This is a genomic window from Listeria rocourtiae subsp. hofi (assembly GCF_963575615.1).
Classification (GTDB): domain Bacteria; phylum Bacillota; class Bacilli; order Lactobacillales; family Listeriaceae; genus Listeria_A; species Listeria_A hofi.
The window spans coordinates 15,535-39,595 of sequence record NZ_CAUYTL010000011.1; the positions used below are offsets into that span (position 1 = coordinate 15,535).

Below are 24,061 nucleotides of genomic sequence, written 5' to 3' on the forward strand. Positions count from 1 at the left end.
TCTCCTCCTATTTCACCATTTTAGAAAATAAATACGCGTGTACTAATTTCTCTGTATGATATAAAGAATCTCGGTGCGTCCGTTCATATGCATGACTTGCATCGATTCCTGGGCCAATCAAACCGTGCACAATATCAAACCCAGCCTTAATTGCAGCACTTGCATCAGAACTATAGAATGGATAAATATCGACTTTATAATCAATCTCATTCTCTTTACAAAGTTGCACAAGATTTTTTCGTAAACCGTAATGATAAGGGCCACTTCCATCTTTTGCACAAATCGAAACGGTATACTCATCTGATGTTTGTCCATCACCAAGCGCGCCCATATCAATTGCCAAATACTCGATGGTCTCAACAGGAATATTAGAATTCCCGCCGTAGCCAATTTCTTCATTGTTAGAAATTAAAAAATTCGTCGTATATGGTAATTCTGCGCTATCTTCTTGCAGCTTTTTCAGTAAACGGAGCAAAATAGCAACACTCGCTTTATCATCTAAATGGCGCGATTTAATAAATTCCTCGTTAATGATTTCCACGCGTGGATCGAGTGACACAAAATCCCCAACGCCGATTCCCAGTTTAGCAACATCTTCTGGGTTAAAAACTTTCGCATCCAGCCGAATCTCTATATTTTTTGCATCACGTGGCGCCGTTCCAGCATCTTGATATACGTGAACTGACGTTTGATGCATCAAAATAGTTCCTGTATATTGCTTGCCATCACTCGTTTCAATCAGACAGTATTCTCCTTCAATAGCATTAAAACGGTAACCTCCAATTAAGTTAATCGCCAAGCGCCCGTCTGGTTTCACCTGCTTTACCATCGCTCCTAATGTATCCACATGTGCTGTCAACATCCGTTGCTTCGTTGTATCTTTCCCTGGAACACTAACTAACAAGGCGCCTTTATGATTTCTTTCACTCGCAATTCCTGCCTCTTTCAAGTAATCTTCCACAAAAGCAAGTACCTGTTCTGTATTTCCTGTCGGGCTCGGTATCATTGTCAACTGCTTGATTAGCTCCATTGTCTCTAATGTATTCGGTTCAAACGCCATTCTTCAATTCCTCCTAACACTTTCTTCTCTTGTCCATTATACCCCTTTTTCAAATTAATGACGGCTATCTTGCTTTTTTCGATTTGACTTATGTTATAATTTTATTGATGTGTGAAAGGAGTTTTTATTGAAATGGAACAAACGAATACAAAAAGGACCGCTGTTACAATTGCCGTGTTTGTGGCAACTTTTATGGCCGCGATTGAGGGCACAATCGTTAGCACTGCAATGCCTACAATCGTTAGCGCCTTAAATGGCATTGAGCTAATGAACTGGATTTTCTCGATTTATTTACTTACTTCGGCCGTTACTGTCCCAATTTACGGAAAATTATCCGATTTGTTCGGTCGTAAAAAAATTTTTATCATTGCTACCGTTATTTTCATTGTCGGTTCCTCACTCTGCGGTTTTGCGCAAACGATGGAACAACTCATTATTTTTAGAGCCATTCAAGGAATTGGAGCTGGCGGAATTCTACCTACAACAATGACCATTATTGCTGATGTTTATCCTTTTGAAAAACGTGCCAAGGTGCTCGGTTTCATGGGTTCTGCATGGGGAATTGCTGGTGTTTTTGGACCGCTACTCGGTGGTTTTTTGGTCGATCAATTATCGTGGCACTGGATTTTCTTTATCAACGTGCCGGTTGGAATTTTGACAATTATACTTATATCGATATATTTGAAAGAACACATAATTAGGGTGAAGTTGCCGATTGATTACCTCGGTACCACGCTGTTCACGATCGCGTTACTCGGGTTACTATTCGCTCTACAACGAGCTGGCGAAACATTGAATTGGCTGGAACCGCTTGTTGTTATTTTGTTAATCGGTTCGGTGATACTATTTATAGCCTTCTACTTCGCTGAAAAACGAGCGCAAGACCCAATCATGCCGTTTGTTCTCTTTAAAAATCCAGTCGTGTTAATCGGCAACTTAATCGGCTTTCTCGTGAGCGCGTTTTTGATTGGCATCAACGTATACATTCCGATGTGGGCGCAAGGCATGATGGGACATGGTGCCATGATTGCTGGATTGATGATTGCACCGCTTTCGGTAAGCTGGATTATTGGCTCCTTTATCGGTGGGCGGTTGTTAATGTCCATTGGGAATAGGCATACAGTTGGTATTGGCGTTATTATCACGACTGTTAGTGGACTTTTCTTAGCGTTATTTCCGAGCGCGACACCAGATGTTTATTTCTATCTCGACAGCGCTTTGATGGGTTTTGGATTTGGAATTATTTTCACAACAACGACCGTTACCGTACAAGATGCCGTGAAAAAAGAACAGACAGGTATTGCGACTGCTTCCAATACGCTATTCCGTACAGTCGGTCAGACGATTGGTGTGGCTGTATTTGGAACAATTTTCAATTCTGTGCTAGCAAGCGGTTTTAAAAATGCCGAAACTGGTGTGAACCGCGATAACTTAAACCAACTTATCAGTCCTCAAACATCAGGAAATGTGGATGCTGCTCTCGTTGAACCATTGCGAGACGTTCTGTATAGCGGACTCCACATGGTTTTTTGGGCCATGTTCGCCTGCTGTCTACTCAGCTACGCGATTCATTTTATCTTACCGAAAAAACATGTTTCAGGAAATCAATAAAAAAGTAGTGCTACAAAATCCAAATTTTAGATTTTGCAGCACTACTTTTTTCATATGATGGAACCACTTTATCAAATTCCGTAAATCACTTCACTTTATAAATCCATCCTTCTGGTGCTTCTACATCACCAAATTGAATCCCACAAAGCTCATCGTATAATTTTTTTGTAACTGGGCCAACTTCTGTTTCACTATAAAACACATGGAAATCATCATCATTTTGTATTCCACCGATTGGTGAAATAACGGCCGCGGTTCCACATGCTCCAGCTTCCGTGAATTCATCCAATTTATCAATAAACACATCACTTTCCTCCGCTTTCATGCCTAAGCGGTGTTCTGCCAAATAAAGTAATGAATATTTCGTAATACTTGGCAAAATAGATGGTGAATACGGTGTTACAAAGCGATTATCTTTCGTGATACCGAAGAAATTCGCTGCTCCCACCTCTTCAATTTTTGTATGTGTCGCGGGATCTAAATAAATACAGTCGCTGAACTCGCGATCTTTCGCTATTTTTCCTGGATACAAACTTGCAGCGTAATTACCGCCAACTTTCGCGGCTCCTGTACCGTTTGGAGCTGCACGATCATACTTTGAAATAATGAAGTTCGTTGGATTTAAGCCACCTTTGAAATATGGACCAACTGGGCAACAAAATACAGAAAACATGAACTTAGGTGCTGTCCGAACTCCCAAGTTATCGCCAATTCCAATCAAGTATGGGCGCAAATACATCGTCCCGCCTGAACCATATGGTGGCATATAAGCTTCATTTGCCGCAACCACTTGCTTACACGCTTCAATAAAACGTTCTTCCGGAAATTCAGGCATCAATAACCGATCACAACTACGCTTCATCCGTTGTGCATTTTGGTCCGGTCGGAATAAATTAATCGACCCATCCGCGCAACGATACGCTTTTAGTCCCTCAAAACATTGTTGTCCGTAGTGAATCGCTGTGGAGCCTTCCGCGATGTGAACGACATTATCTTCTGTCATTGTCCCCTCATCCCACTTGCCATTTTCCCAAATAGAAACATAGCGCAAATCCGTTTTAATGTACTCAAAACCAAGTGTGCTCCAATCAATATCCTTACTACTCATGCGATTCCCACCCTTTTTCTTCTATTATTTGATTTGTTTATTATATCATAACTCCACAGCTTTTGAAAAAAGACATGCAATCTTTTGAAAAAAAACTGATTATTTAAGCAAAAGTTTCCCTATCGTTTTCATTTTGTGGTAGAATGTAAATACGTTATCGAAGTTTGGCTCTTAATATCTTGCTCACAGGTTATTGTCTAATAATTCGGACAACGAATAAAGAAGGGGGATTTGCAAATGTCAGAAGCAAAAATGTTGGAACAAAAGATTTGGAGTAATGTTTTAAACGAGGAACTGGACTTATTAATTTATTTACCGCCAACGTTTTCGCCGCTTTCGAAGTACCCTTTTTTCTTAGTACAGGACGGTAAGGACTATTTTCAGTTCGGTAAGTTGGCACGGTTTGCTGATGAATTGGCAGAAAATCATCAGATTCAAGAGGCCATTTTTGTCGGTATTCCTTACAAAACTGTAGAGGATCGCCGGGCAAAGTACCATCCGAATGGCTCGCAAAACGAAGCTTATATCCGCTTTTTAGCACATGAGCTTGTGCCTTATATTGAAGCTACTTTTCCAACATATCACATGGGGGCAAGTAGATTTTTGATGGGAGACTCATTGGGTGCTAGCGTGTCTTTAAAAGCGGCTCTGAAATATCCGCACACTTTTGGTAATGCAATTTTGCACTCCCCACTCGTGAATGACGAACTGATGACGCTTGCGAATAAAGCGAACCCCGCACTTGTTAAAATTTTTCACGTGATTGGTAGTGAAGAAACAGAGGTTTCCATGACAAATAATGAGGTGGCCAATTTTTTAGAACCGAATTTAGCGCTTCACCAGGTTTTACAATCACGCGGTTTTGAGTATTATTTTCAAGAGTTCGAAGGCAAGCATCGCTGGAAATATTGGCAACCGTTTGTAAAAGAAGCATTACAATTTATGCTAGACAAAGAACAATTTGAAACAGAAGATATGACCGTTTAAGGAGGAATAGAAAGCATGGCAGTAAAGCAAGTAACAGATAAAAGAGGGAAACAAGATGCCTTTGATATTCGAAATGAGGTATTTGTCTTGGAACAAAAAGTTGATCCGGAATTAGAATGGGATGAATTCGATAAGCTTGATTCGACCGTCATGTTCGTGGATTATGATGAAGACGGTACGGCGCTTGCAACAGGTAGATTCCGCGCATTACCTGAATATGGGAAGGTAGAGCGAATCTGTTCTCGTAAAGTAGCCCGTAAAAAAGGTAGCGGCCGCCGTATTATTGAGGCCATTGAGCGAGAGGCATTAGCACAAAATGTAACTTTATTGAAGCTAGGCGCACAAACAACAGCAATTCCATTTTATGAAAAGTTAGGGTATGAAGTATGTTCTGATATCTTCATGGATGCAGGGATTGAACATAAAGATATGAAAAAACAATTGAAATAATGACAGTGAGAATTCCCTAATCCGGAATTCTTTTTTTATGAGCAAAATAGTTGAAAGTCAAACTTGGTCAGAGTATACTACTATCATAAGGTCAAATAAAGTCAAAGTCAGACCTAAATCTCAAAATTTATGGGAGGTTTTCCAATGAAATGTCAAAATTGTAATCAAAATGAAGCTACAATTCAATTATATATGAGCGTGAATGGGCAGAAAATGGAGATGCCCTTGTGTCCTGATTGCTACGCCCAGTTCCGGGCATCTGCTGGAAGTAATCGCGGCCAAAATGATTTTTATTCGCAAATGGATCAATTTTTTGCCAATATTGCTGGTGGGCAACAAAACGCGCAATCAGAACGCAAAGCAACCGTTAAGACGCAAACAGCAGGTGGCGGTCGTGGTGGCTTGTTAGATGAGTATGGCACTAACTTAACTGCCATGGCACGGGAGTCTAAACTTGATCCAGTCATCGGTCGTGATGAAGAAATTCAGCGCATGATTGAAATTTTAAATCGACGTAATAAAAATAATCCGGTTCTTATCGGAGAACCTGGTGTCGGTAAAACGGCAGTTGTCGAAGGTTTAGCCAATGCAATCGTTGCTGGGAATGTTCCTGCAAAGCTCCAAAACAAGGAAGTCATTCTGCTAGATGTTGCTTCCCTCGTGTCTAACACTGGCATTCGCGGACAATTTGAAGAGCGTATGAAACAGTTGATTAGCGAACTACAAGCCGATGAAAACACGATTCTATTTATTGATGAAGTGCATACGATTGTTGGAGCTGGCTCTGCTGAAGGTTCCATGGATGCTGGGAACATTTTGAAACCAGCGCTGGCTCGCGGAGAGTTGCAAATGATCGGCGCAACAACTTTAAAAGAATATCGCAAAATCGAAAAAGATGCTGCGTTAGAGCGTCGGTTCCAACCAGTTCTTGTTGACGAGCCTACGATTGATGAAACACTCACGATCCTTGCCGGTTTACAGCCAAAATATGAGGAATTCCATCACGTTATTTATGCACAAGATGCGATTGAAGCAGCGGTGAAACTGAGTGATCGCTATATTCAGGATCGTCATTTACCGGATAAAGCGATTGATTTGATGGATGAAATTGGTTCTAAATATAATTTAACATTAGAGCATGTCGACCCAAATACAATTAATGAGCTTATTATTCATTTAGAAGAGCAAAAAGATGCCGCGTTACGCAATGAAAATTATGAAGAAGCCGCATCGGTTCGAGATGAAATTACAAAGCTAAAAGAGCGCAAAGCAGATGGTACAACAGTTGAAATGCCAACGATTCACGCAGCTGATATGCAAGCACTGATTGAAGAAAAAACCGGTATCCCCGTTGGCCGTCTACAAGAAGACGAGCAATCTAAGATGAAAAATTTAGCTACCAACTTGAAATCTAAAGTTATCGGTCAAGAAGAAGCCGTTACAAAAGTTGCCAAAGCGATTCGTCGTAGCCGCGTTGGCTTGAAACAAAAAGATCGTCCTATCGGTTCCTTCCTATTTGTTGGGCCAACCGGTGTTGGTAAAACAGAGCTTGGCCGGACGCTCGCTTCTGAAATGTTTGGTTCAGAGGACGCAATGATTCGTCTAGATATGAGCGAATACATGGAAAAACACAGCGTTTCCAAATTGATTGGCTCCCCTCCTGGCTATGTTGGTCACGAAGAAGCAGGTCAGTTAACCGAAAAAGTTCGCCGCAATCCGTACAGTATTATTTTGCTGGATGAAATGGAAAAAGCCCATCCAGACGTGCAGCACATGTTTCTGCAAATTTTAGAGGATGGCCGCCTAACTGATAGTCAAGGTCGCACAGTGAGTTTCAAAGATACTGTGATTATCATGACGAGTAATGCAGGTGCATCGCTTTCAGAAGCTTCCGTTGGTTTTGCAACGACAGCCGCCGAAGCTGTGAAAAAAGAATCTGAAATTCTTGATAAACTTGGCGATTACTTCAAACCAGAGTTTTTAAACCGTTTGGATGCGATTGTGACATTCCAGAACTTAGATAAAGAGCATTTGCTTGTTATCGTGGACTTGATGCTTGCTGATTTAAACGAAATGCTAGCACCTCAAGAAATCGATTTAACAGTAGATACTGCGGTGAAAGAAAAACTGGCCGAGATTGGTTATGATCCTAATTTTGGAGCAAGACCATTACGCAGAACGATTCAATCCCATTTGGAAGACGCAATTGCCGACTTCATGATTGAGCAACCTGAGGCAAAAGAACTTGTTGCTGTGCTTGAAGATGATACGATTTCTGTCCAAGCAAAAGCATAACACTAGCAAAACGCCTTGAAAAATTTCAAGGCGTTTTTTTATGTTGATTTTTCTTGAAATACATGACAATTAGTAGCAAAATACCAATAAATACTACCGTTTTTAACATGGAAAAACTGATACTTAAGACGCTGCTAAAAGGTGCCCCGTCAAATAGAAACAACACAATCAGAGACAATGCAATGACAATTCGGAATCCAAATTTTTTACAAAATAAAAGTATGCACCCTGAAATCAAAATGTATATTCCAACAGATATCCATAGAAGCATAAATGACAATTCTCCTCTTAAAAATCGGCTGGTAAGAATGCTCCTACCAACCAATTTACTATCTTATTTAGAATCCAATAACGTGATAACCACTATCTACATGGATCATTTCGCCAGTTACGCCGCGTGATAAAGCGCTAAATAGGAATAATGCTGTATCGCCTACTTCCTCGGCTTGGGTTGCGCGTTTTAATGGTGCTTTTTCTTCTACGACTGCTAATGATTCACTGAAACTACCTACGCCACGTGCAGAAACGGTGCGGATTGGACCGGCTGAAATGGCATTGACACGAACGCCGTGCTTCCCTAAATCCATCGCCAAATATTTCACACTTGCATCAAGTGCTGCTTTTGCAACGCCCATGATATTATAATTTTTCACAACACGCTCACCGCCAAGATATGTCAACGTCACTAGACTCGCATCATCTGTTAACATCTCTAAGTGTTTTGCCGTGCGTGCAATTGCTGTGAATGAATATGCGCTAACTTCGTGCGCTTGTAGGAAACTTTCGCGATCCACTTCCAAATAATCGCCTGCCAAAAAGTCTTTATTAGCAAATGCGATACAATGTGCAATCCCAGAAATTTGACCAACTTTCGCTTTAATTGTCTCAAAAGTTGCCACAATCGCTTCTTCTTTATTTACATCACATTCGATGATAAGCGGATTTTGGTTATTTTCATTCAAAGAAGCAACCAACTCCTCAATGCTGCGCTTCGAACGATCATCTGCGTATGTAAAAATCAGATTTGCTCCTGCTTCGTTTAGCGAACGAGCAATCGCCCAGGCAATACTTCTCTTATTTGCTACGCCCATTACGACATAGTTTTTTCCCTCTAAAGTTAGATTCATTTATTCATTTCCTCCTTCAAATTACGCGCTTCTCTTCATTTTACACGAATGCTTGTCATTTTAAAACTGTTATTATTTAGGTTGTGTCAAAATACCCGCTAAATCAGGCGCTATTTCGCTATCCCAAGCCATTTTTTCTTCGGTGAATGGATGGATTAACTCCAAATGACAAGAATGTAGCGCGTGACGGCTCAATAATTCGGTTGACCCGCCATACATGCTATCACCAACAAGTGGATGCCCCACGTGCGCAAAATGAACTCGTATTTGGTGGGTTCGACCAGTTTCGAGTTGAATTTTAACGTGATCGAATGTTGGATAGCTCGCCAAAACTTCATAATTCGTTTTTGCGTATTTGCCATCTGCAACAACAGCCCGCTCAATCAGACTTTCCGGGTTCCTGCCAATGGGCGCGATGATGCTTCCTGAACGCGTCTCCATATTCCCCGAAATAAGTGCCTGATATTTACGCGTCACATGGCCCGTTTGATGTAGCGTGCTAAGTCTGCCGTGCGCATACCGTGTTTTAGCAATCAGCATCAAACCAGACGTCTCCTTATCGAGGCGCGTCACAATATGAATCGCCGAATCAATATTATTTCTCAAATAATGACCCTTCAAATGATTGGCAACCGAACCACTTGGATGATACTGCGATGGAATACTCGTCATCCCCGCCGGCTTATCCAACACCAAAATAAAATCGTCCTCAAAAACAATCGGCAGCTCACCATATTCAGCCAGCAATCGCTCATTTTCCTGCTCTTTCGGAAAAGTAATCCGAACATGATCCCCAGCCTTCACTCGGTAAAGCACATTCTCCTCTTTTCCATTCACTTCAATCTTACCATCCTCCGAAAATTTCACCGAAGTAAGCAACAACTTCGAAACAAATTTTCCTCGCAAAAAAGTACGCAGCATCAGATTTTCCTCATCCACCGCGACATCCCACTCTAAATACATATTGATACCTCTTTTAATGTTTATATCTTTTATCTTTACTGGATAAGCTCTACATCCTGCTACCAACAAATCGAGCGAAAGCGTTTGAAGATCTAGTTTAGAAATCTTTGTTTGTACGACTACCTCTAGGCTAGCTTACTTTCATTGTTTGCCAATCTTGTTGGCGGGAACGCCTCATTTTTCGACGTATCCTTCTTCGCGATCCAGCTTCACGGGCTAGCTCCTCGAAATTTTCGGGCCCTCCACAAAACCAGGTGCGGGTTTTTATTGCGACCCCTAACAAATTTTTTCGGAGCTGAACGAGCCCGTTCAGCTTTTCATTCTTCGATGAAAGAGTCGTGTACCCTCTTCCAAAATGGGAAGGAGCGGAAGCGTGCAAACATTACTTTTTGCTGGGAGACATCGTACCTGATTTCACGGACGTCGCGATGTAGAATACTTAAATGATCCATCGATACTTGGAAATCTTTATCATTGACTGGATTCAACGTTACCGAGTGATGTTTTGGTAGAATAAGCGGTGAACCAATTGTCCGGTACACGCGATTATTAATCGATGCCATTTCGGTCAGCTGCATTGCTTCAATCGATGGATGCATCAATGCGCCACCAAGTGCTTTGTTGTAGGCAGTAGTTCCTGATGGTGTTGACATACATAATCCATCTCCACGAAATCGCTCGAAGTGAGCACCGTTAATCGAAACATCCACAACAAAGGGGCCACCAGAGCTTTTAATCGTGGACTCGTTCAGCGCTAAATAGACCTTTTCTTTATTTCCACCATACTTGATTGTCGTTTTTAGAAGCGGATAGGCTGCTGTGTCATATTTTCCTTCTACAATCGCAAAAACAAGTTTCTCTGCCTCAGATGGACGCCAATCAGCATAAAAGCCTAAGTGACCTGTATGAATCCCGACGAAAGTTACTTTGTCTAGTCGGTGTTGGTAGTCATGAAAAGCGGCCAACAATGTTCCATCGCCACCAATCGAGATCACAATTTCTGGTTCAGATTCATCATACATCATATCAAAATCATCGAAATAGCCTATCATTTTGAGCCGTAATAGATTGGACTTTTCATCACCTCTTGAAGTGACTGCATACTTCATCATTACTTCTCCCCTATCTTTTTGTGCGCGAAATTCAACAACGTAACTTCTTAATTTTTCGGTAATGTATGGTGATTCGCGTTCTTATCTTTTGGCACTTCTTTATTTTTAGTAAAGTACACTTGCGCTTCTTGTACTTCTTCACGAATCTCGCTCATCTCTTCATCTAGAAGAAAAGCCGCCTCAGCTGCGCGCTTTAGTCGAACATTGATGTCTTCTGGAAACTCGCCCTGATATTTATAGTTTAGCGAGTGCTCAATCGTCGCCCAGAAATTCATCGCCAAAGTCCTGATTTGAATCTCAGCCAAGATTTTTTTCTCCCCTTGTACTGTCTCAACCGGATACTCGATCACAACATGATAGGAGCGGTAACCACTTGGCTTTTTATTCGTAATATAATCGCGTTCTTCAATAATTCGGAAGTCGTTGCGTTGTCGTAGAAGTGACACAACCACATTAATATCATCCACAAACTGGCACATCATCCGAAGCCCTGCAATGTCTTGCATTTCCTCGACAAGCCTGTCTAGCGGTATGTCCTTCTTATTCGCCTTGTCCAAAATGCTTGAAACTGGCTTTACACGGCCGGTCACAAACTCAATCGGCGAATGGTTATTTGCGAGCTGGAATTGCGAACGCATCCCTTTTAACTTAATTTTCAGTTCTTCCACTGCTTGTTTATATGGCGCTAAAAAATCTTCCCAATGATTCAAAAAACTCACCTCATATGTCGATTTTCATTATGTGATAAACTTGCTCAACTCCTATTTTAGCATATTTGTTAGTCTTTCTCTCCTATTTGCTTCTATCTTTTTTGATTTCATTTATTCTCCCCTTTTGTGTTAAAATGAAGGGATAGATAGGACGAGGAGGAGAACGATAATGAAGCCAGCAGAAATCCTAGCGTTACTGGAAAGCAGGCAGTATCAAAATGCCAAAGAATCCGCTAAAAATGCCTTGCTCGCAGAATCAGATAATGCCCTTTTAAACTACTACGTGGCTTGGAGTTGTGATGGCTTAGGCGACGAAACAGAGGCCATTTCCTATTATGAGAAAGCACTCAAAATAGGACTTCCTGAGGATTGCTTAGCAGACGCGTACATCGGGCTTGGGAGCACATATCGAGCTGTTGGAAATTACGAAAAAGCGGATGAAATTTTTCAACAAGCGCGTGCAACCTTCCCAGAAAACCAAGCGCTCGCAGTTTTTACAAGCATGTCATTGTACAACAAACGACATTATAAAGAAGCAATGCAACTCGCAATCAAAATTATCGGGGAAACATCAAATGATCCGTCCATCATGGCGTACAAAGACGCAATTATTAATTACTCGACAGATTTAGACGCTGTTTGGGACTAAAAAAGGAGCTAGCCGCATGAGTCAAGAATTAGAAATTGAGTTTAAGAATATGCTGACGACAAGCGAATATGATTTATTAATCCGGGAATTCAAACTAGAAGAATCTGATTTTTTCACGCAGACGAATTATTATTTGGACACCGCTGATTTTCAGTTGAAAGGTCGGTTAGCCGCTCTAAGAATTAGAAAACGGGAATCCCATTACGAACTCACTTTAAAGACACCTGAACAAATTGGCTTATTGGAAACGACACAAATTTTGGCAGAAGAACAAGTTACGGCTATTTTGGATGGCGCTAACATTCCTGTTGGTCCGGTTCGCGATACTTTAAGCACATTCGGCATTGACCATCAAGACCTTGTTATGTTCGGTTCACTGACGACTACACGCGCAGAAAAAAGCTACAAAAAAGGACTGCTCGTTTTCGATAAAAGTTTCTATAGCAACACGCATGATTTCGAATTGGAATATGAAGTGACTGATTTTGAAAAAGGACAAGCTATATTCAACCGATTTTTAGAGGATCGTGGAATTCCGAAGCGCCCTACGATGAATAAAATATTACGTTTTTATGAAGCTGTTTACAAAGAGAAATAAAAGCCTGCTATCACTTGATGGTAGCGTGCACATCATTTATCATATGCACAAAGTTATTTCTGAAATGTTACGATTTCGTCAAAATTGGGTAATAATTTTATCTAATTCTGATTGCAATCATTTGTTAATTTAATCTTCCACTGCTAAAATGTAGTTATGGTAATAGGAATGGTATCGTGACATATCCAACATTAACCTCTTAGAGAAATAGAAACATTCGCGTATACTTTGTCTAATCAAGAGAGATTAGAAACTGAAAACAGGTGATAAGCAATGATAAACCAAAATTTATATCTTCAATCGGTCTGTAATAGCAAACCTATTGAGATTTATCTATTTTTCGATCCGGCTTGTACGGAGTGTTGGAATATGGAACATACGATCCGGCGGTTGCAGATGGAATATGGCAACTACTTTAAGTTGCGCTATGTCCTGCATAATAATCTACAAACGGTGATGAGTAGGCAAAAGCGTAATGCTTGTACTATTCCTCAGCCAGAAATGGCACACATGTCTTATATCTCCTGCTTAGCTGTGAAAGCAGCAGAGCTCCAAGGCAAGAGACAAGGCATTGATTTCTTGCGCAAACTTCAAGAAACCCATTTCATCGATGAAAAAGATATTTCTGAATCTACGGTTTTATACGAAACGGCTAGAAATGTTGGCCTTGACTTGGCTGAATTCAAAACCGATTTACAATCCAATCTCGCTAAACGCGCCTATATTGGCGATCAAAAAGTGGCACACGAAATGGAGATTGATCAAAATCCAACTGTTGTATTTTTCAATCGGAATATCGAGGATGAAGGCTTAAAGATTAGTGGCTTGCATCGTTATGATGTTTACGTGCATATTCTTTCAGAGTTACTCAATCATTTCCCCGAGCCTAAAGAGACGCCGACACTTGAGGAATATATGGAGGAAGTTCAAATTTCGACAACCAAAGAAATCGCAAGTATGTACGCTTTGCCTGAAAAGCAAGTAGAGCGTCAAATGAAGAAATGGCGCCTGCAGCAAAAAGTAACGATGGTCGATTCGAAAGATGGCCAGACACTATGGAAATACATCGCTCTATAACAGATTAAAAAGGAACCTCCACCACCAAATGAAGGTTCCTTTTTGATAGGCTTAAACAGTTTTTTCTCTAGCAGGAACAACTTGATTATTCCCCCAATTCTGCTCGTATTTCCATCCTGTCAATTCTTCAACCACTTCTTTTGTATGCGGATCGACAGTCTCCATAGAACCACCTTCCTGCAAACGTGTAATTTCATGTAACAGTATTTTATGATTAGCTTTCGTTAATTTAAACTTAGTTGAGATAAGCAAGCCTAGGAGCACAAAAACAATCGTACCGATACCAAACACAATAATAATTCCGTTGACTGCGCTACTCGATTGAACCGTTTGCTTAGAAATAAAACCAAAGCTTTCTAAAAAAGCTCCTACTAAAAGAATCGCCACAGATTGCACGAATTTCCGCGTAAATGTCATCACGCCTGCAAAGATACCTTCTCGTCTTCTACCAGTTAGCATTTGATCTACATCGGCTACAAAACTATAAATATTCCAAGGTACGTAGAATGTCCCACTTCGACCAATTCCCATTAGAATCGATACTAGATAAAGCATTAACAAGACTTGTGCAACAACAAAGTAGTAAATCGCAACGAATCCTAGTATCCCACCAATAACTGCTGTCAAAGCAATTTTATAGGCGGCTCCATTCCCGAATTTAATACAGAACCATGCGAAAATTGGCACAAAGATAATTTGAACGACAGCCATTGTACTCAAAAGTTTAGAGGCTAATACTGCATCTTGACCAATGGCAAATGTAATGAAGAAGGCGAACGTGGCGCCAAAAATATCTTGCGCAAGAAAGGCTCCTGTATACATAAGAACGTGTAATCGGAACGTTTTAACTCTAAATGTAGAAATCAATTCTTTAAATAAGTATCTCATATCACTTCGAAATGAATTTTGCTCTTGCTCATGTACGACGACAGGCTGTTCCCAAGTGAATTTGTATAAGCAAAACATAATAATCGCATAAATAATAGAGAAACAAACCCCCATTAATAGAAATGACGTAGGAGAATCGTCTCCGTAAATTTGGATTAACACACCTGGCAACCATGAAGCTAAGAAAGTTGCACCTTGTGAGAATAGTAAGCGAACTGTCGTTAGTTTAGAACGCGTGTTGAAGTCTCTCGTCATCTCAGCAGGCAATGTTTCGTATGGAACTGTGATTAGTGAGAATACAAACCCAAACATAACGTAAGTAAGTAGGTAGTACCAGTAACCACCGAAGCCGACTGTCCACATGAGTGCATAAGTCAGCGATAACGGCATGCCAAGCAGAAAGAAGAAGCCCCGTCTACCGAACCGTTTTCCTAGTTTCGTTTTATAAAAGTTATCTGTAATGTAACCCATCAACGGGTCAAAGAAAGCATCGACGAAACGCCCGATAGCAACAATCGATGTCGCTTCTACAGGTGTTAAGCCAGCAATATTCGTATAGAAAAAGATTAACCACAAACCAGCAATAGCAAACGCTCCACCACCAAATACATCGCCTGCTCCATAAGACAGAACAGTTTTAAAACCTATTTTCGGATTTTTTGTTTTACTTATCATGCTCGTAACTCCCCTTCATTTTGAATTGCTCCTTAGACGCCGGAATATGCAGAAAATCCACCATCAACTGGAATAACAACGCCCGTTATAAAGCCAGATGCTTCCTCATTCACCAAAAACTCCAACGTCCCTAAAAGTTCCTCTGGTTCCCCAAAACGTTCCAGTGGTGTATGACTAATAATTTTTTCCGCTCGGTCTGTTAGCTTTCCATCCTCAGCAATAAGCATTTTTTCATTTTGAGCGGTGAGAAAAAAACCAGGAGCAATAGCGTTAACTCTAATTCCAACTTTGGACATATGGACTGCTAGCCATTTCGTGAAATTGCTAACCGCTGCTTTTGCGCCACTGTAAGCAGGAATTTTTGTTAATGGCGTATCGGCATTCATGGAAGAAATATTAATAATTGAGCAGCCGGGTCTATCCATCATATCTTTTGCAAAGACCTGTGTCGGTAGCAACGTTCCCATGTAATTCAAGTTAAAAACAGATGCAATGCCTGCCTCCTTCAAATCAAAAAAGGTTTTTAGTCCGGTATCGTGTATATCCTCTGCAGCTAGATACTCTTTTGAGGTTGTGCCGTCTGGATGATTGCCACCTGCTCCATTGATTAAAATATCGCAAGCGCCGAATGTTTCCAGTACTTGTTGGTGCGCTTCCTCTAAACTCGCCAGCTTCAAAACGTCGGCTACTAGACACATCGCTTGTCCGCCGTCTGCTTGGATTTCTTTAGTCAACGCTTCCCCTTTCGCCAAATCGCGACAGAGAATTACCACTTTTGCTCCGCGCGCTGCCATTCGTTTTGAAAAGGAAGCGCCCAGCACGCCTGATCCACCAGTAATGACGACTACTTTATTTTTTAAGTTTGCTTGACTCATTTTATGCCTCCATATGTGTTGGAATTTTGGAAAGGGAATCGTTCTTTTTTTGCACCGCTTCCCATAAACCACCTAGATAAACGGCTCCTAATGCGCGATCATATAAACCATAGCCTGGTTTACCTGTTTCTCCCCAAATCATTCTGCCGTGATCTGGACGAATCGGACCTGCAAAATCAACATCAGCAAGTGCATTCATAATTTCATACATATCGATGGAGCCGTATTCAGACATGTGCGCGGACTCATGAAAATCCTGATCACCCGTTCGCTTAATATTTCGAGCATGCATAAAGTTAATTCGCTGCTTTTTACCGAAATAGCGAATCATTCCTGGTAAGTCATTTGTCGCACTTGCTCCCAAAGAACCTGTGCAAAAACAAAGTCCATTATGAGCGCTGTCAACGATATTTAAGAAGCGCGTTAAATTTTCTTTATTCGTAATGATTCGAGGTAGACCAAAAATCGACCAAGGTGGATCATCTGGATGTATTGCCATTTTTACATCTTCTTCTTCGGCGACAGGAATAATTTTTTTGATAAAGTAAGCAAGGTTTTCCCAAAGCTGCTCTTCATCCACAGAGGCGTAATGGTCAAACAGTACTTTTAATTCTTCTTTCTGGTAACTTTCATCCCAGCCTGGCAAACTTAGCTCACCTTGGAGCGGGTCCATTTTTTCAACGCTTGCTTTTTCATAGCTAAGGCACGTTGATCCATCTGGTAATGGGTGACTTAAAGAAGATCTTGTCCAATCAAATACCGGCATGAAATTATAACAAATTGTTTTTATACCACAAGTTGCTAAGTTACGAATCGTTTGCTGGTAATTTTCAATATAGCGCTCTCTTGTCGGCAAACCCAGCTTAATGTGTTCGTGGACAGGCACGCTTTCAATGACTGATAACTCAAGGCCTTTACTCGTTATTTGATCTACTAATATTTGAATTTTTTCGACGGGCCAAACTTCACCAACTGGCACGTCGTAAATAGCGGACACAATCCCTTTCATGCCCGGTATTTGTTTTATATAATCAAGTGAAATTGGATCACTTTCTCCATACCATCGAAATGACATTTTCATCTTATTTACTCAACTCCTGTTCTATAGGAAAATAATTTCGCGCATTATTGTACGAAATATCTTGTACCATTTGTCCGATAAAAGCGTAATCTTTCGGAACTTCACCAGCTTCAATCCAACCCCCAACTAGTTGGCAGAGAATCCGCCTGAAATATTCATGTCTCGTGTAGGATAGAAAGCTCCGTGAATCCGTCAACATCCCGATGAATGTGCTGATTAATCCAGCTTCCGATAATGATGTCATCTGCTGTATCATGCCTGTTTTTTTATCGTTGTACCACCAGCCAGAACCGAATTGTATTTTCCCTTTATGTCCGCTTGCTTGGAAATTACCAATCGTGCTGGCAATTAAATCGTTGTGCACTGGATTTAGCGTGTAAATAATTGTTTTAGGCAAGCAATTCTTCATTTCTAAATAATTCAGGAGCTGATTCAACGGTTTGGCAAGTGAAAAGTCATTAATCGAGTCAAAACCGCTATCCGGACCTAATTCATTAAATCGCTTCGTATTATTATTGCGAATCGCACCAATATGCCATTGCATCACCCAACCTAGCCTGCTATATTGCTCCGCTAAATATTGCAATAAGAACGTCTTATACTGCTTTTCTTCCAGCGAATTCAATGCGACTCCATTACAAGCTTTTGCAAAAAGATGACTCGCCTCTTCCAGCGTAACCATTTCGCAAAATAGGAATTCAAAACCATGATCTGCAACACGACAGCCCACTTCATGAAAATAATTGATACGGTGCTCTAACGCTTGTAAAAAATCTTGAAATTGTGTTACACTGCCATTTGCTACTGCACCAAGCTCTTCCAAAAACACTCGAAATGTTGGTTTGTTAATTTCCAAAGCCCGATCTGGACGGAATGTCGGCAGAACTTTTGCTTCAATAGCTTGGTTAGTAGCAATTTGCTTGTGGTAGTTTAGCGAATCGACCGGATCATCTGTTGTGCAAATCACTTTCACTTGACTGCGGCGAATAATGCTTTGCGGACGAAGATCTTCGGATTGTAACTGTTCTTGGCAATGATTCCATAAAAATTCCCAATCCGTAGCCTGAACAACTCCATCAAAATGAAAATAGCGCTTTAGCTCCATGTGCGACCAGTGATATAACGGATTCCCCATCGTATACGGCAATGTTTCAATCCACGCCTGAAATTTCTCCTTGTCACTCGCATCACCTGTAATCAGCCGTTCGTCCACACCAAAACTACGCATCGCTCGCCATTTGTAATGGTCACCTGCCAACCAAATTTGGGTCATGTTCTCAAACGGTTTATTTTCTGCGATTTCTTTTGGGCTCAGGTGGCAGTGATAATCATAAATTGGCATATTTTTTGCATAATCATGATATAAAATTTTGGCGCTATCTGAATGTAATAAAAAATTCTCATCCATAAAATGCATCATGCGCCTGCCTCACATTCCGGTACAGGGAAGAAAAAACGGTTATCTCGCAACTTTAGTTCTTGCCCATTAACGAGCAGTTTTCTTGTTTCATTCGCCGGTATATAAAAATGTATTTGCTCGTATGGTAATTCATATGCACCAATTTTCGTCACATGTACATCGATTTGCGTCGCAGTAGTCGTCATCTGAATCTGAATTTTTGCGAAGTTAGCATCATTTGTAACAGAAACGCCATCATCTTCAAATAATGTATACTCGCTCTGTCCCTCGAGTGCGTGTGGAAATAATTGCATCCCTCTGGATTCTTTTCTCGTTGTAAATGTTACTTGGTCATCATTAATCGGGATTATACTGCCCGCTTTTACGAGCAAAGGTGGTTTATCAAAAGGTGCTGGTAATGTGATGGTTTGACCGCCTTCATACCAACTTTCTGCATGATAGTCATACCAACCGTGGACAAATGCGGGTAAATAAACTTGTCTTGTTGTTGCACTTTTTTCTACAACAGAGGCAACTAACATCGCATCACCCAACATAAAATCATCGCTCGGTTCAAATGTTCTTTCATCCTCGCTAAATTCATAGAATACGGGGCGGATAATTGGGCGATAATACGCATGCGCTTCATACAAAATATTGTATAGATACGGCGTTAACTTATAGCGAAACTTAATGAGATTTTTAATATCTTCTGCCACCTCAGGATACATCCACGGTACATTGACTGTTTGATCGGAATTCCATGAATGGATAGTAAATCGTGGATGGAATATCCCATTTTGCACCCAGCGAACGAATAATTCTGGTTCTGGTGCTGGCCCTGCAAAACCGCCAACATCATGACCAGTATTATAGATACCAGATAAACTGAGGCCTAACCCCATTTTGATATTGTATTTAAGCGCTTTCCATTCCGTATAATTATCGCCTGACCAAGTCTGTACATAGCGTTGCATACCTGGACAACCTGAGCGCGAAATAAGATATGGCCGTAAATGAGGCGCATACTCTTTTTGTGCTTCATAAGATGCCTTCATCATTAACAGCGGCTGGATTGCTCGAAGCTTTTCAAAATCAATTGCTGTTCCAAATCCGTCACACGTTGCATCTCTCGTCCAAATCTCAAACTCATTATTATCATTCCATGTCGAATCAATATGCCGTTCTAAAAGCTGTTCTGTTACTTGTTCTTTCCACCACTGAATCGTTTTTTCATTTGTAAAATCTAAATATGCACCCGTCTCATCCCAAAATTGTGCCCGCTCTTCTTCTGTACCTGCTGGATTTTGAATAAACATATTCGCGTTTGCTAATTCTTGATATTTGGGGTGATCCGTTAGTAAGCAAGGCTTAATGTTCGCGCAAAGTCGAATGCCCTTATCATGGAATTTTTGGAAAAGTTGCTCTGGCTCTGGAAATTTCTCTTTATTCCAATGAAAGACATAGCGCTTATCTTCAATCGATGTGTACCCAGATGAGAGCTGAAACGAATCACAAATGATATCATGCTCTTCGCATAACGCAAGAAACTTATGTAACTGTACTTGCGCATCTGGTGCATCCGTATATGACATTGTTGAGCCGGAATAGCCGAGACTCCACTTCGGCGCAAAAATCGTTTGGCCTGTTAACCAAGAAGTTCTCTCAACGACACGTTTCATCTCTGGCCCAAGGACAATATAGTAATCTAAATCACCGTCAACTGCCTGATAATAGCGATACAAGCCATGATAATTATCCATTTCATTTCCCATATCAAATACTGCTTGCGACATATTATCATAGAAAATTCCAAAAGAAATTTTCGTCTCTGGCTGGTACGTCAAATAATAAGGAATATGCTTATATAACGGGTCCGTTGTTTCCGCATCGTAGCCCATTGGATCTAAGCTATGCATCCGGTAGCGCCGTCCGTGCCGATTCATTTCCCCACTTTTTTCACCTAAACCGTAATATTGCTCCTGCCGATCTCTCTCTAAATAATGATACACACCTTCACCTAATGAACCATCAAAATTATAAGCTTGGGTCGCTCGGTCCTTGGCAAACTGAACGAAATCACCACTTTGTTCATCACGTGCATACCATGTTATTTGAAATCCATCTAGGCGGATTGCTACTCTCATTTTCGCAGTCTCAATATAAAATTGGTCCGCATCTTGTTCCGTTTTATAAGCGGGTAACGAAAATAAACTTGTATCTTGGCGCTCTCGTCCAGTAAATGGGATATCTTCTAAGCCTGGTGCGACGAGCCATGTTTTATCTATTTTTGGTTGGTCACCATTTGTGATAAACACGCGTACAATATCCGTCTCTAAAACGTAGATACGTGCATATATATTTTCTTCGTGTAGCTTAAATACCAGACAATTATTTTTTTCTTCTGTTAACCGAAATAAATAACTAGTTTTTATAGACAAATTATTCACGCCTTTCTTTCACTTATTTATGCACTGTGCTAGCCAAAATTTCTTGGAGTTGCTGGCCGTATGCTTTAAGACCCGCGGTACCATCTTTTCGATAAATACGTACTAAGTCACTGCCAATACCGACGCAATCTGCTCCGGCCTCAAACCAATCCAATATATTTTTTTCATTCACACCGCCAGTTGGCATTAACTGCACCGTAGGAATAACTGATTTAACCGCTTTCAAAAATGGCGCTCCAACGATATTAGCAGGGAATATTTTTACTAAACTATTGGGATATTTTTGCGTAGCTGCTACTTCTTTCATCGACATCGCTCCTGAAAAAACAGGAACGCCCAGCATCTCTCCAGCTTCGGCAACCGCTTCAATTAAATACGGTGAAACAAGAAAATCCGCCTGATAATTGAAGCATTCTATCGCTTCTTCTTTCGTAGCCACTGTCCCAGCACCCACAAGTATATCCGCTTGATATTTATTTTTTAGCAACTTGATAAGTACTGGCGCTTCTGGTACCGTCATTGTAATCTCAATCATTGTAATCCCAACTTCAATCATCGCTACACTAATTTGCTTTGCTTCTTCAAAACTATCTGTTCTAATAACCGCAACGATTTTTTCACGTACTAAACGAGCTTGCACTTCTGACATACTGATTCCTCCTATTTCGTTTGCGTCTAGCGATCTACCAGTTCTAATTCCCCTAAAACAGCCTGCACTTCTTCATAATACGGTAATCCCTCGTTATCACCCTTCACACTAACAACCATCGATCCTACCGCATTAGCAAAATGTAACGCCTGTTCAAAAGAGCGACCTTTTAATAGTGCTGAAATAAATCCGGCATCAAATCCATCCCCCGCACCGACCGTATCGACTACGGCTCTTGGCTTGAATGGTGCTACATCAAAAATCGTTTGCTGATCCGAGCCAGCCGCACCTTCCGCACCTCTCTTAATGACAACTTGTTTCACACCATACTGATGAAACTTTGCTATATAATCATACACAGGCATTTTACCTAGTAACATCTCCGCCTCTTCTTCACCCGCTAACAAAATATCAACCTCGGGCAAAATCGATTCAGTAAATGATTTTGCTTCCTCCAGCGTCCACATTTTCAGTCGAATGTTTGGATCGAATGAAATAAGTAAACCATTATTTTTTGCTAGTTGAATCGCATGTTGAACGAGCTCCTGATTGCGACGATGAATTGATGGAAACACGCCAGTTACATGAAACACTTTTGCTCCTTTAAAATAAGCGCTTTCAAAATCAACCTCTGACAAAGCTTCGGTTGGAGAATTTTCCCTATAGTAGAACGATTTACTCGCGCCATCCGTTAACACTTCGCGAAAATAAACAGATGTTGAATAACCATCAACAAACGCAACATGGGTCAAATCCACACCTTCTCCTCTAGCAAATGAAAAGATGTAACGCCCAAAATCATCATTTCCGAGCTTGCTAATCCAGCCTGGTTTCAGACCCAACCTAGCGCACCCAATAGCAAAATTTAGCTCCGCCCCACCAGCTTTTCTTTCAAATTGAGGGCAAAAACGTAAAGCTCCTTCTTTCATCGGATACATCGAAATTAACGCATCCCCTAGTGTGATAACATCTAAAATAGCAAACACCTACTTTTCCACAATTACTAAACCGGTTTATGAAGTGATTTTACCAGATTATATTTGTTAATGCAACATAAATAGCGAATTTTTTCATTTTTTTACAGCCATTGCTTTCCTGAATGGTTAGCAATTCAATGGCGCTTTATTATAAAACAAAGTATACTAATAGATAGTGAGCTTTAGGAAGAAGGGAGCAGATGCTATGCAAAAAAAGAGTATCACAATTGGTGATGTAGCGAAAAAAGCTGGCGTTTCAAAAAGTACCGTCTCACAATACTTAAATAAACGCTATGAATACATGAGTCAAAATACGCGTGAAAAAATCGAGCAAATCATTCATGAACTTAATTTTCACCCCAATGAATCTGCCCGCAATTTAAAAAATAGAAAAACAACAATTGTCGGTATTGTCGTGGCTAATATCCGCCATGCTTTCTCAACTGAAATGATTCGAATTATTGAAAATAAGCTGGAAGAACAAAACATCTACGTGATTATTTGCAATGCTGATGACAATCCTAAAAAAGAAGAATATCATATTCGTGCTCTTCTCTCTCGTAAGGTCGATAGCCTAATTATTTTTCCGACCGAAACGAATGCGTCGATTTACCAGCAAGTTGTGGAAGAAGAAATACCTGTTGTGTTCATCGATCGGATTGTAGATGGGCTTTTGGTTGATACGATTTTGCTTGACAATCAAACAGCCGCTTCTCTTGCTGTATCGGCACTCGTGGCTAATGGTCATCGCAAAATCGCCATGCTAACTCTACCGACAGCATCTGCTATTTCTCCTCGAATTGAGCGAATTGAAGGATATAAAATGGCCTTGGAAACTTATAATATTCCCTTCAATGCAGATTTTATCTACTCAGACGAGTTGCACGCATTGCAAGCCGGCTTGGCAAAAATGTTTCAATCAGCAGATAAACCAAACGCGCTTATTGCTGGCAATGATCTTGTTTTACGCGAGATTTTACATTTTTTAAAAGTTCAGCAACTAACAATCCCGTCCGATGTTGCGGTTATTGGTATCGATGATGTATCCTATGCCGATATTTATCAACCTAGTTTAACAACCATTGCGCAGCCTACCGAAAAAATGGGACTGAAAGTGGCTGAAATTATTTTAACCCGCCTACAAAACAAGGTGAAAAAAGAACCTAACGTTTATCGATTCGTGCCTGAATTAAAGCAAAGAGAGTCTTCGTAAAGCGTGGTTATATCTATACCCCAATCAGAAAGTGTCGTATATCACTAATTCTAATCAAACTTTCATTGGAATGACGCTAGAATTTCATTAGCCTGCTTTATTATAGA

21 protein-coding genes are annotated in these 24,061 nt (G+C 40.7%); 8 read left to right on the forward strand and 13 right to left on the reverse strand.

All coding sequences use genetic code 11. The features are described 5' to 3' along the window. Window positions 1-7: 7 nt before the first annotated feature. Window positions 8-1,060: a M42 family metallopeptidase gene (locus tag R8925_RS06805; protein ID WP_430535138.1), complete on the reverse strand. Its 1,053-nt coding sequence runs from the start codon at window positions 1,058-1,060 to the stop codon at window positions 8-10. Between the two features lie 132 nt (window positions 1,061-1,192). On the opposite strand from R8925_RS06805, the gene R8925_RS06810 reads away from it, so the two are divergent. After that, window positions 1,193-2,671 (forward strand): LM6179_1298 family efflux MFS transporter, encoded by a 1,479-nt coding sequence (locus tag R8925_RS06810; protein ID WP_430535139.1) that lies wholly within the window; start codon window positions 1,193-1,195, stop codon window positions 2,669-2,671. Between the two features lie 85 nt (window positions 2,672-2,756). Here the strand turns inward: R8925_RS06810 and R8925_RS06815 are convergent, their stop codons facing one another. Then, the gene (locus R8925_RS06815; protein WP_430535140.1) at window positions 2,757-3,779 is read right to left on the reverse strand and encodes a branched-chain amino acid aminotransferase; all 1,023 of its coding nucleotides are present in this window, start codon (window positions 3,777-3,779) and stop codon (window positions 2,757-2,759) included. Window positions 3,780-4,016: 237 nt separating this feature from the next. Between R8925_RS06815 and R8925_RS06820 the strand changes: the two genes are divergently transcribed. The 3 genes from R8925_RS06820 (at window position 4,017) to R8925_RS06830 (ending at window position 7,511) form a co-directional block, all read left to right on the forward strand. Beyond that, a complete protein-coding gene (locus tag R8925_RS06820) occupies window positions 4,017-4,766 on the forward strand; it encodes an alpha/beta hydrolase (protein WP_430535141.1) in 750 nt (249 codons plus the stop codon). A 15-nt stretch (window positions 4,767-4,781) separates the two neighbouring features. After that, window positions 4,782-5,216 carry a GNAT family N-acetyltransferase gene (locus R8925_RS06825; protein ID WP_430535142.1) on the forward strand — a complete coding sequence of 145 codons (435 nt, stop codon included), beginning with the start codon at window positions 4,782-4,784 and terminating at the stop codon, window positions 5,214-5,216. A gap of 144 nt (window positions 5,217-5,360) precedes the next feature. Further along, complete coding sequence (locus R8925_RS06830; RefSeq protein ID WP_430535143.1) at window positions 5,361-7,511, forward strand: ATP-dependent Clp protease ATP-binding subunit; 2,151 nt, start codon at window positions 5,361-5,363, stop codon at window positions 7,509-7,511. 338 nt (window positions 7,512-7,849) lie between these two features. Here the strand turns inward: R8925_RS06830 and fabI are convergent, their stop codons facing one another. The 4 genes from fabI to yjbM form a co-directional block, all read right to left on the reverse strand. Further along, window positions 7,850-8,638 carry an enoyl-ACP reductase FabI gene (gene fabI / locus R8925_RS06835; protein ID WP_430535144.1) on the reverse strand — a complete coding sequence of 263 codons (789 nt, stop codon included), beginning with the start codon at window positions 8,636-8,638 and terminating at the stop codon, window positions 7,850-7,852. Window positions 8,639-8,710: 72 nt separating this feature from the next. Then, window positions 8,711-9,601 carry an RluA family pseudouridine synthase gene (locus R8925_RS06840; RefSeq protein WP_430535145.1) on the reverse strand — a complete coding sequence of 297 codons (891 nt, stop codon included), beginning with the start codon at window positions 9,599-9,601 and terminating at the stop codon, window positions 8,711-8,713. A gap of 317 nt (window positions 9,602-9,918) precedes the next feature. After that, window positions 9,919-10,710 (reverse strand): NAD kinase, encoded by a 792-nt coding sequence (locus R8925_RS06845; protein WP_430535191.1) that lies wholly within the window; start codon window positions 10,708-10,710, stop codon window positions 9,919-9,921. A gap of 50 nt (window positions 10,711-10,760) precedes the next feature. Beyond that, on the reverse strand, window positions 10,761-11,423 hold the full coding sequence (yjbM, locus tag R8925_RS06850) for a GTP diphosphokinase (protein ID WP_133619769.1): 663 nt from the start codon (window positions 11,421-11,423) through the stop codon (window positions 10,761-10,763). Window positions 11,424-11,592: 169 nt separating this feature from the next. On the opposite strand from yjbM, the gene R8925_RS06855 reads away from it, so the two are divergent. From R8925_RS06855 to yjbH, 3 genes are all read left to right on the forward strand, one after another. Next, entirely contained in the window at window positions 11,593-12,072 is a 480-nt protein-coding gene (locus tag R8925_RS06855; RefSeq protein ID WP_430535146.1) for a tetratricopeptide repeat protein, read from the forward strand. 16 nt (window positions 12,073-12,088) lie between these two features. Beyond that, window positions 12,089-12,670 (forward strand): CYTH domain-containing protein, encoded by a 582-nt coding sequence (locus R8925_RS06860; protein WP_430535147.1) that lies wholly within the window; start codon window positions 12,089-12,091, stop codon window positions 12,668-12,670. Between the two features lie 273 nt (window positions 12,671-12,943). Continuing rightward, window positions 12,944-13,747: a protease adaptor protein YjbH gene (yjbH, locus tag R8925_RS06865; protein WP_430535148.1), complete on the forward strand. Its 804-nt coding sequence runs from the start codon at window positions 12,944-12,946 to the stop codon at window positions 13,745-13,747. A 51-nt stretch (window positions 13,748-13,798) separates the two neighbouring features. Here yjbH and R8925_RS06870 read toward each other — a convergent pair whose 3' ends face one another. From R8925_RS06870 to R8925_RS06900, 7 genes are read right to left on the reverse strand one after another with little or no spacing between them, the layout of a single operon-like run. Continuing rightward, window positions 13,799-15,310 carry an MFS transporter gene (locus R8925_RS06870; protein ID WP_430535149.1) on the reverse strand — a complete coding sequence of 504 codons (1,512 nt, stop codon included), beginning with the start codon at window positions 15,308-15,310 and terminating at the stop codon, window positions 13,799-13,801. Window positions 15,311-15,342: 32 nt separating this feature from the next. Further along, window positions 15,343-16,185: an SDR family oxidoreductase gene (locus tag R8925_RS06875; RefSeq protein ID WP_430535150.1), complete on the reverse strand. Its 843-nt coding sequence runs from the start codon at window positions 16,183-16,185 to the stop codon at window positions 15,343-15,345. 1 nt (window position 16,186) lies between these two features. Further along, complete coding sequence (gene uxuA, locus R8925_RS06880; RefSeq protein ID WP_430535151.1) at window positions 16,187-17,266, reverse strand: mannonate dehydratase; 1,080 nt, start codon at window positions 17,264-17,266, stop codon at window positions 16,187-16,189. Between the two features lies 1 nt (window position 17,267). Further along, window positions 17,268-18,686, reverse strand: a complete 1,419-nt coding sequence (gene uxaC / locus R8925_RS06885) for a glucuronate isomerase (protein ID WP_430535152.1) — start codon at window positions 18,684-18,686, stop codon at window positions 17,268-17,270. Next, window positions 18,683-21,106, reverse strand: coding sequence for a glycoside hydrolase family 31 protein (locus tag R8925_RS06890; RefSeq protein WP_430535153.1), 2,424 nt, complete (start codon window positions 21,104-21,106; stop codon window positions 18,683-18,685). The genes uxaC and R8925_RS06890 overlap by 4 nt, the downstream gene beginning before the upstream one ends. A gap of 22 nt (window positions 21,107-21,128) precedes the next feature. Further along, window positions 21,129-21,764 (reverse strand): bifunctional 4-hydroxy-2-oxoglutarate aldolase/2-dehydro-3-deoxy-phosphogluconate aldolase, encoded by a 636-nt coding sequence (locus R8925_RS06895; protein ID WP_430535154.1) that lies wholly within the window; start codon window positions 21,762-21,764, stop codon window positions 21,129-21,131. A gap of 26 nt (window positions 21,765-21,790) precedes the next feature. After that, the gene (locus R8925_RS06900) at window positions 21,791-22,750 is read right to left on the reverse strand and encodes a sugar kinase (RefSeq protein ID WP_430535155.1); all 960 of its coding nucleotides are present in this window, start codon (window positions 22,748-22,750) and stop codon (window positions 21,791-21,793) included. Window positions 22,751-22,946: 196 nt separating this feature from the next. Between R8925_RS06900 and R8925_RS06905 the strand changes: the two genes are divergently transcribed. After that, window positions 22,947-23,954 carry a LacI family DNA-binding transcriptional regulator gene (locus R8925_RS06905; RefSeq protein ID WP_430535156.1) on the forward strand — a complete coding sequence of 336 codons (1,008 nt, stop codon included), beginning with the start codon at window positions 22,947-22,949 and terminating at the stop codon, window positions 23,952-23,954. The last annotated feature ends 107 nt before the right edge of the window (window positions 23,955-24,061 follow it).

Excerpts from the sequence above, each read along its gene's own strand:
- R8925_RS06815 (WP_430535140.1), bottom strand. The coding sequence starts at position 3,779 with ATGAGTAGTAAGGATATTGATTGGAGCACACTTGGTTTTGAGTACATT.
- R8925_RS06825 (WP_430535142.1), top strand. The coding sequence starts at position 4,782 with ATGGCAGTAAAGCAAGTAACAGATAAAAGAGGGAAACAAGATGCCTTT.
- R8925_RS06820 (WP_430535141.1), top strand. The coding sequence starts at position 4,017 with ATGTCAGAAGCAAAAATGTTGGAACAAAAGATTTGGAGTAATGTTTTA.
- uxaC (WP_430535152.1), bottom strand. The coding sequence starts at position 18,686 with ATGATGCATTTTATGGATGAGAATTTTTTATTACATTCAGATAGCGCC.
- R8925_RS06855 (WP_430535146.1), top strand. The coding sequence starts at position 11,593 with ATGAAGCCAGCAGAAATCCTAGCGTTACTGGAAAGCAGGCAGTATCAA.
- R8925_RS06875 (WP_430535150.1), bottom strand. The coding sequence starts at position 16,185 with ATGAGTCAAGCAAACTTAAAAAATAAAGTAGTCGTCATTACTGGTGGA.
- R8925_RS06805 (WP_430535138.1), bottom strand. The coding sequence starts at position 1,060 with ATGGCGTTTGAACCGAATACATTAGAGACAATGGAGCTAATCAAGCAG.
- R8925_RS06830 (WP_430535143.1), top strand. The coding sequence starts at position 5,361 with ATGAAATGTCAAAATTGTAATCAAAATGAAGCTACAATTCAATTATAT.
- R8925_RS06810 (WP_430535139.1), top strand. The coding sequence starts at position 1,193 with ATGGAACAAACGAATACAAAAAGGACCGCTGTTACAATTGCCGTGTTT.
- R8925_RS06860 (WP_430535147.1), top strand. The coding sequence starts at position 12,089 with ATGAGTCAAGAATTAGAAATTGAGTTTAAGAATATGCTGACGACAAGC.
- R8925_RS06845 (WP_430535191.1), bottom strand. The coding sequence starts at position 10,710 with ATGAAGTATGCAGTCACTTCAAGAGGTGATGAAAAGTCCAATCTATTA.
- uxuA (WP_430535151.1), bottom strand. The coding sequence starts at position 17,266 with ATGAAAATGTCATTTCGATGGTATGGAGAAAGTGATCCAATTTCACTT.
- R8925_RS06870 (WP_430535149.1), bottom strand. The coding sequence starts at position 15,310 with ATGATAAGTAAAACAAAAAATCCGAAAATAGGTTTTAAAACTGTTCTG.
- R8925_RS06840 (WP_430535145.1), bottom strand. The coding sequence starts at position 9,601 with ATGTATTTAGAGTGGGATGTCGCGGTGGATGAGGAAAATCTGATGCTG.
- fabI (WP_430535144.1), bottom strand. The coding sequence starts at position 8,638 with ATGAATCTAACTTTAGAGGGAAAAAACTATGTCGTAATGGGCGTAGCA.
- R8925_RS06905 (WP_430535156.1), top strand. The coding sequence starts at position 22,947 with ATGCAAAAAAAGAGTATCACAATTGGTGATGTAGCGAAAAAAGCTGGC.
- yjbH (WP_430535148.1), top strand. The coding sequence starts at position 12,944 with ATGATAAACCAAAATTTATATCTTCAATCGGTCTGTAATAGCAAACCT.
- R8925_RS06895 (WP_430535154.1), bottom strand. The coding sequence starts at position 21,764 with ATGTCAGAAGTGCAAGCTCGTTTAGTACGTGAAAAAATCGTTGCGGTT.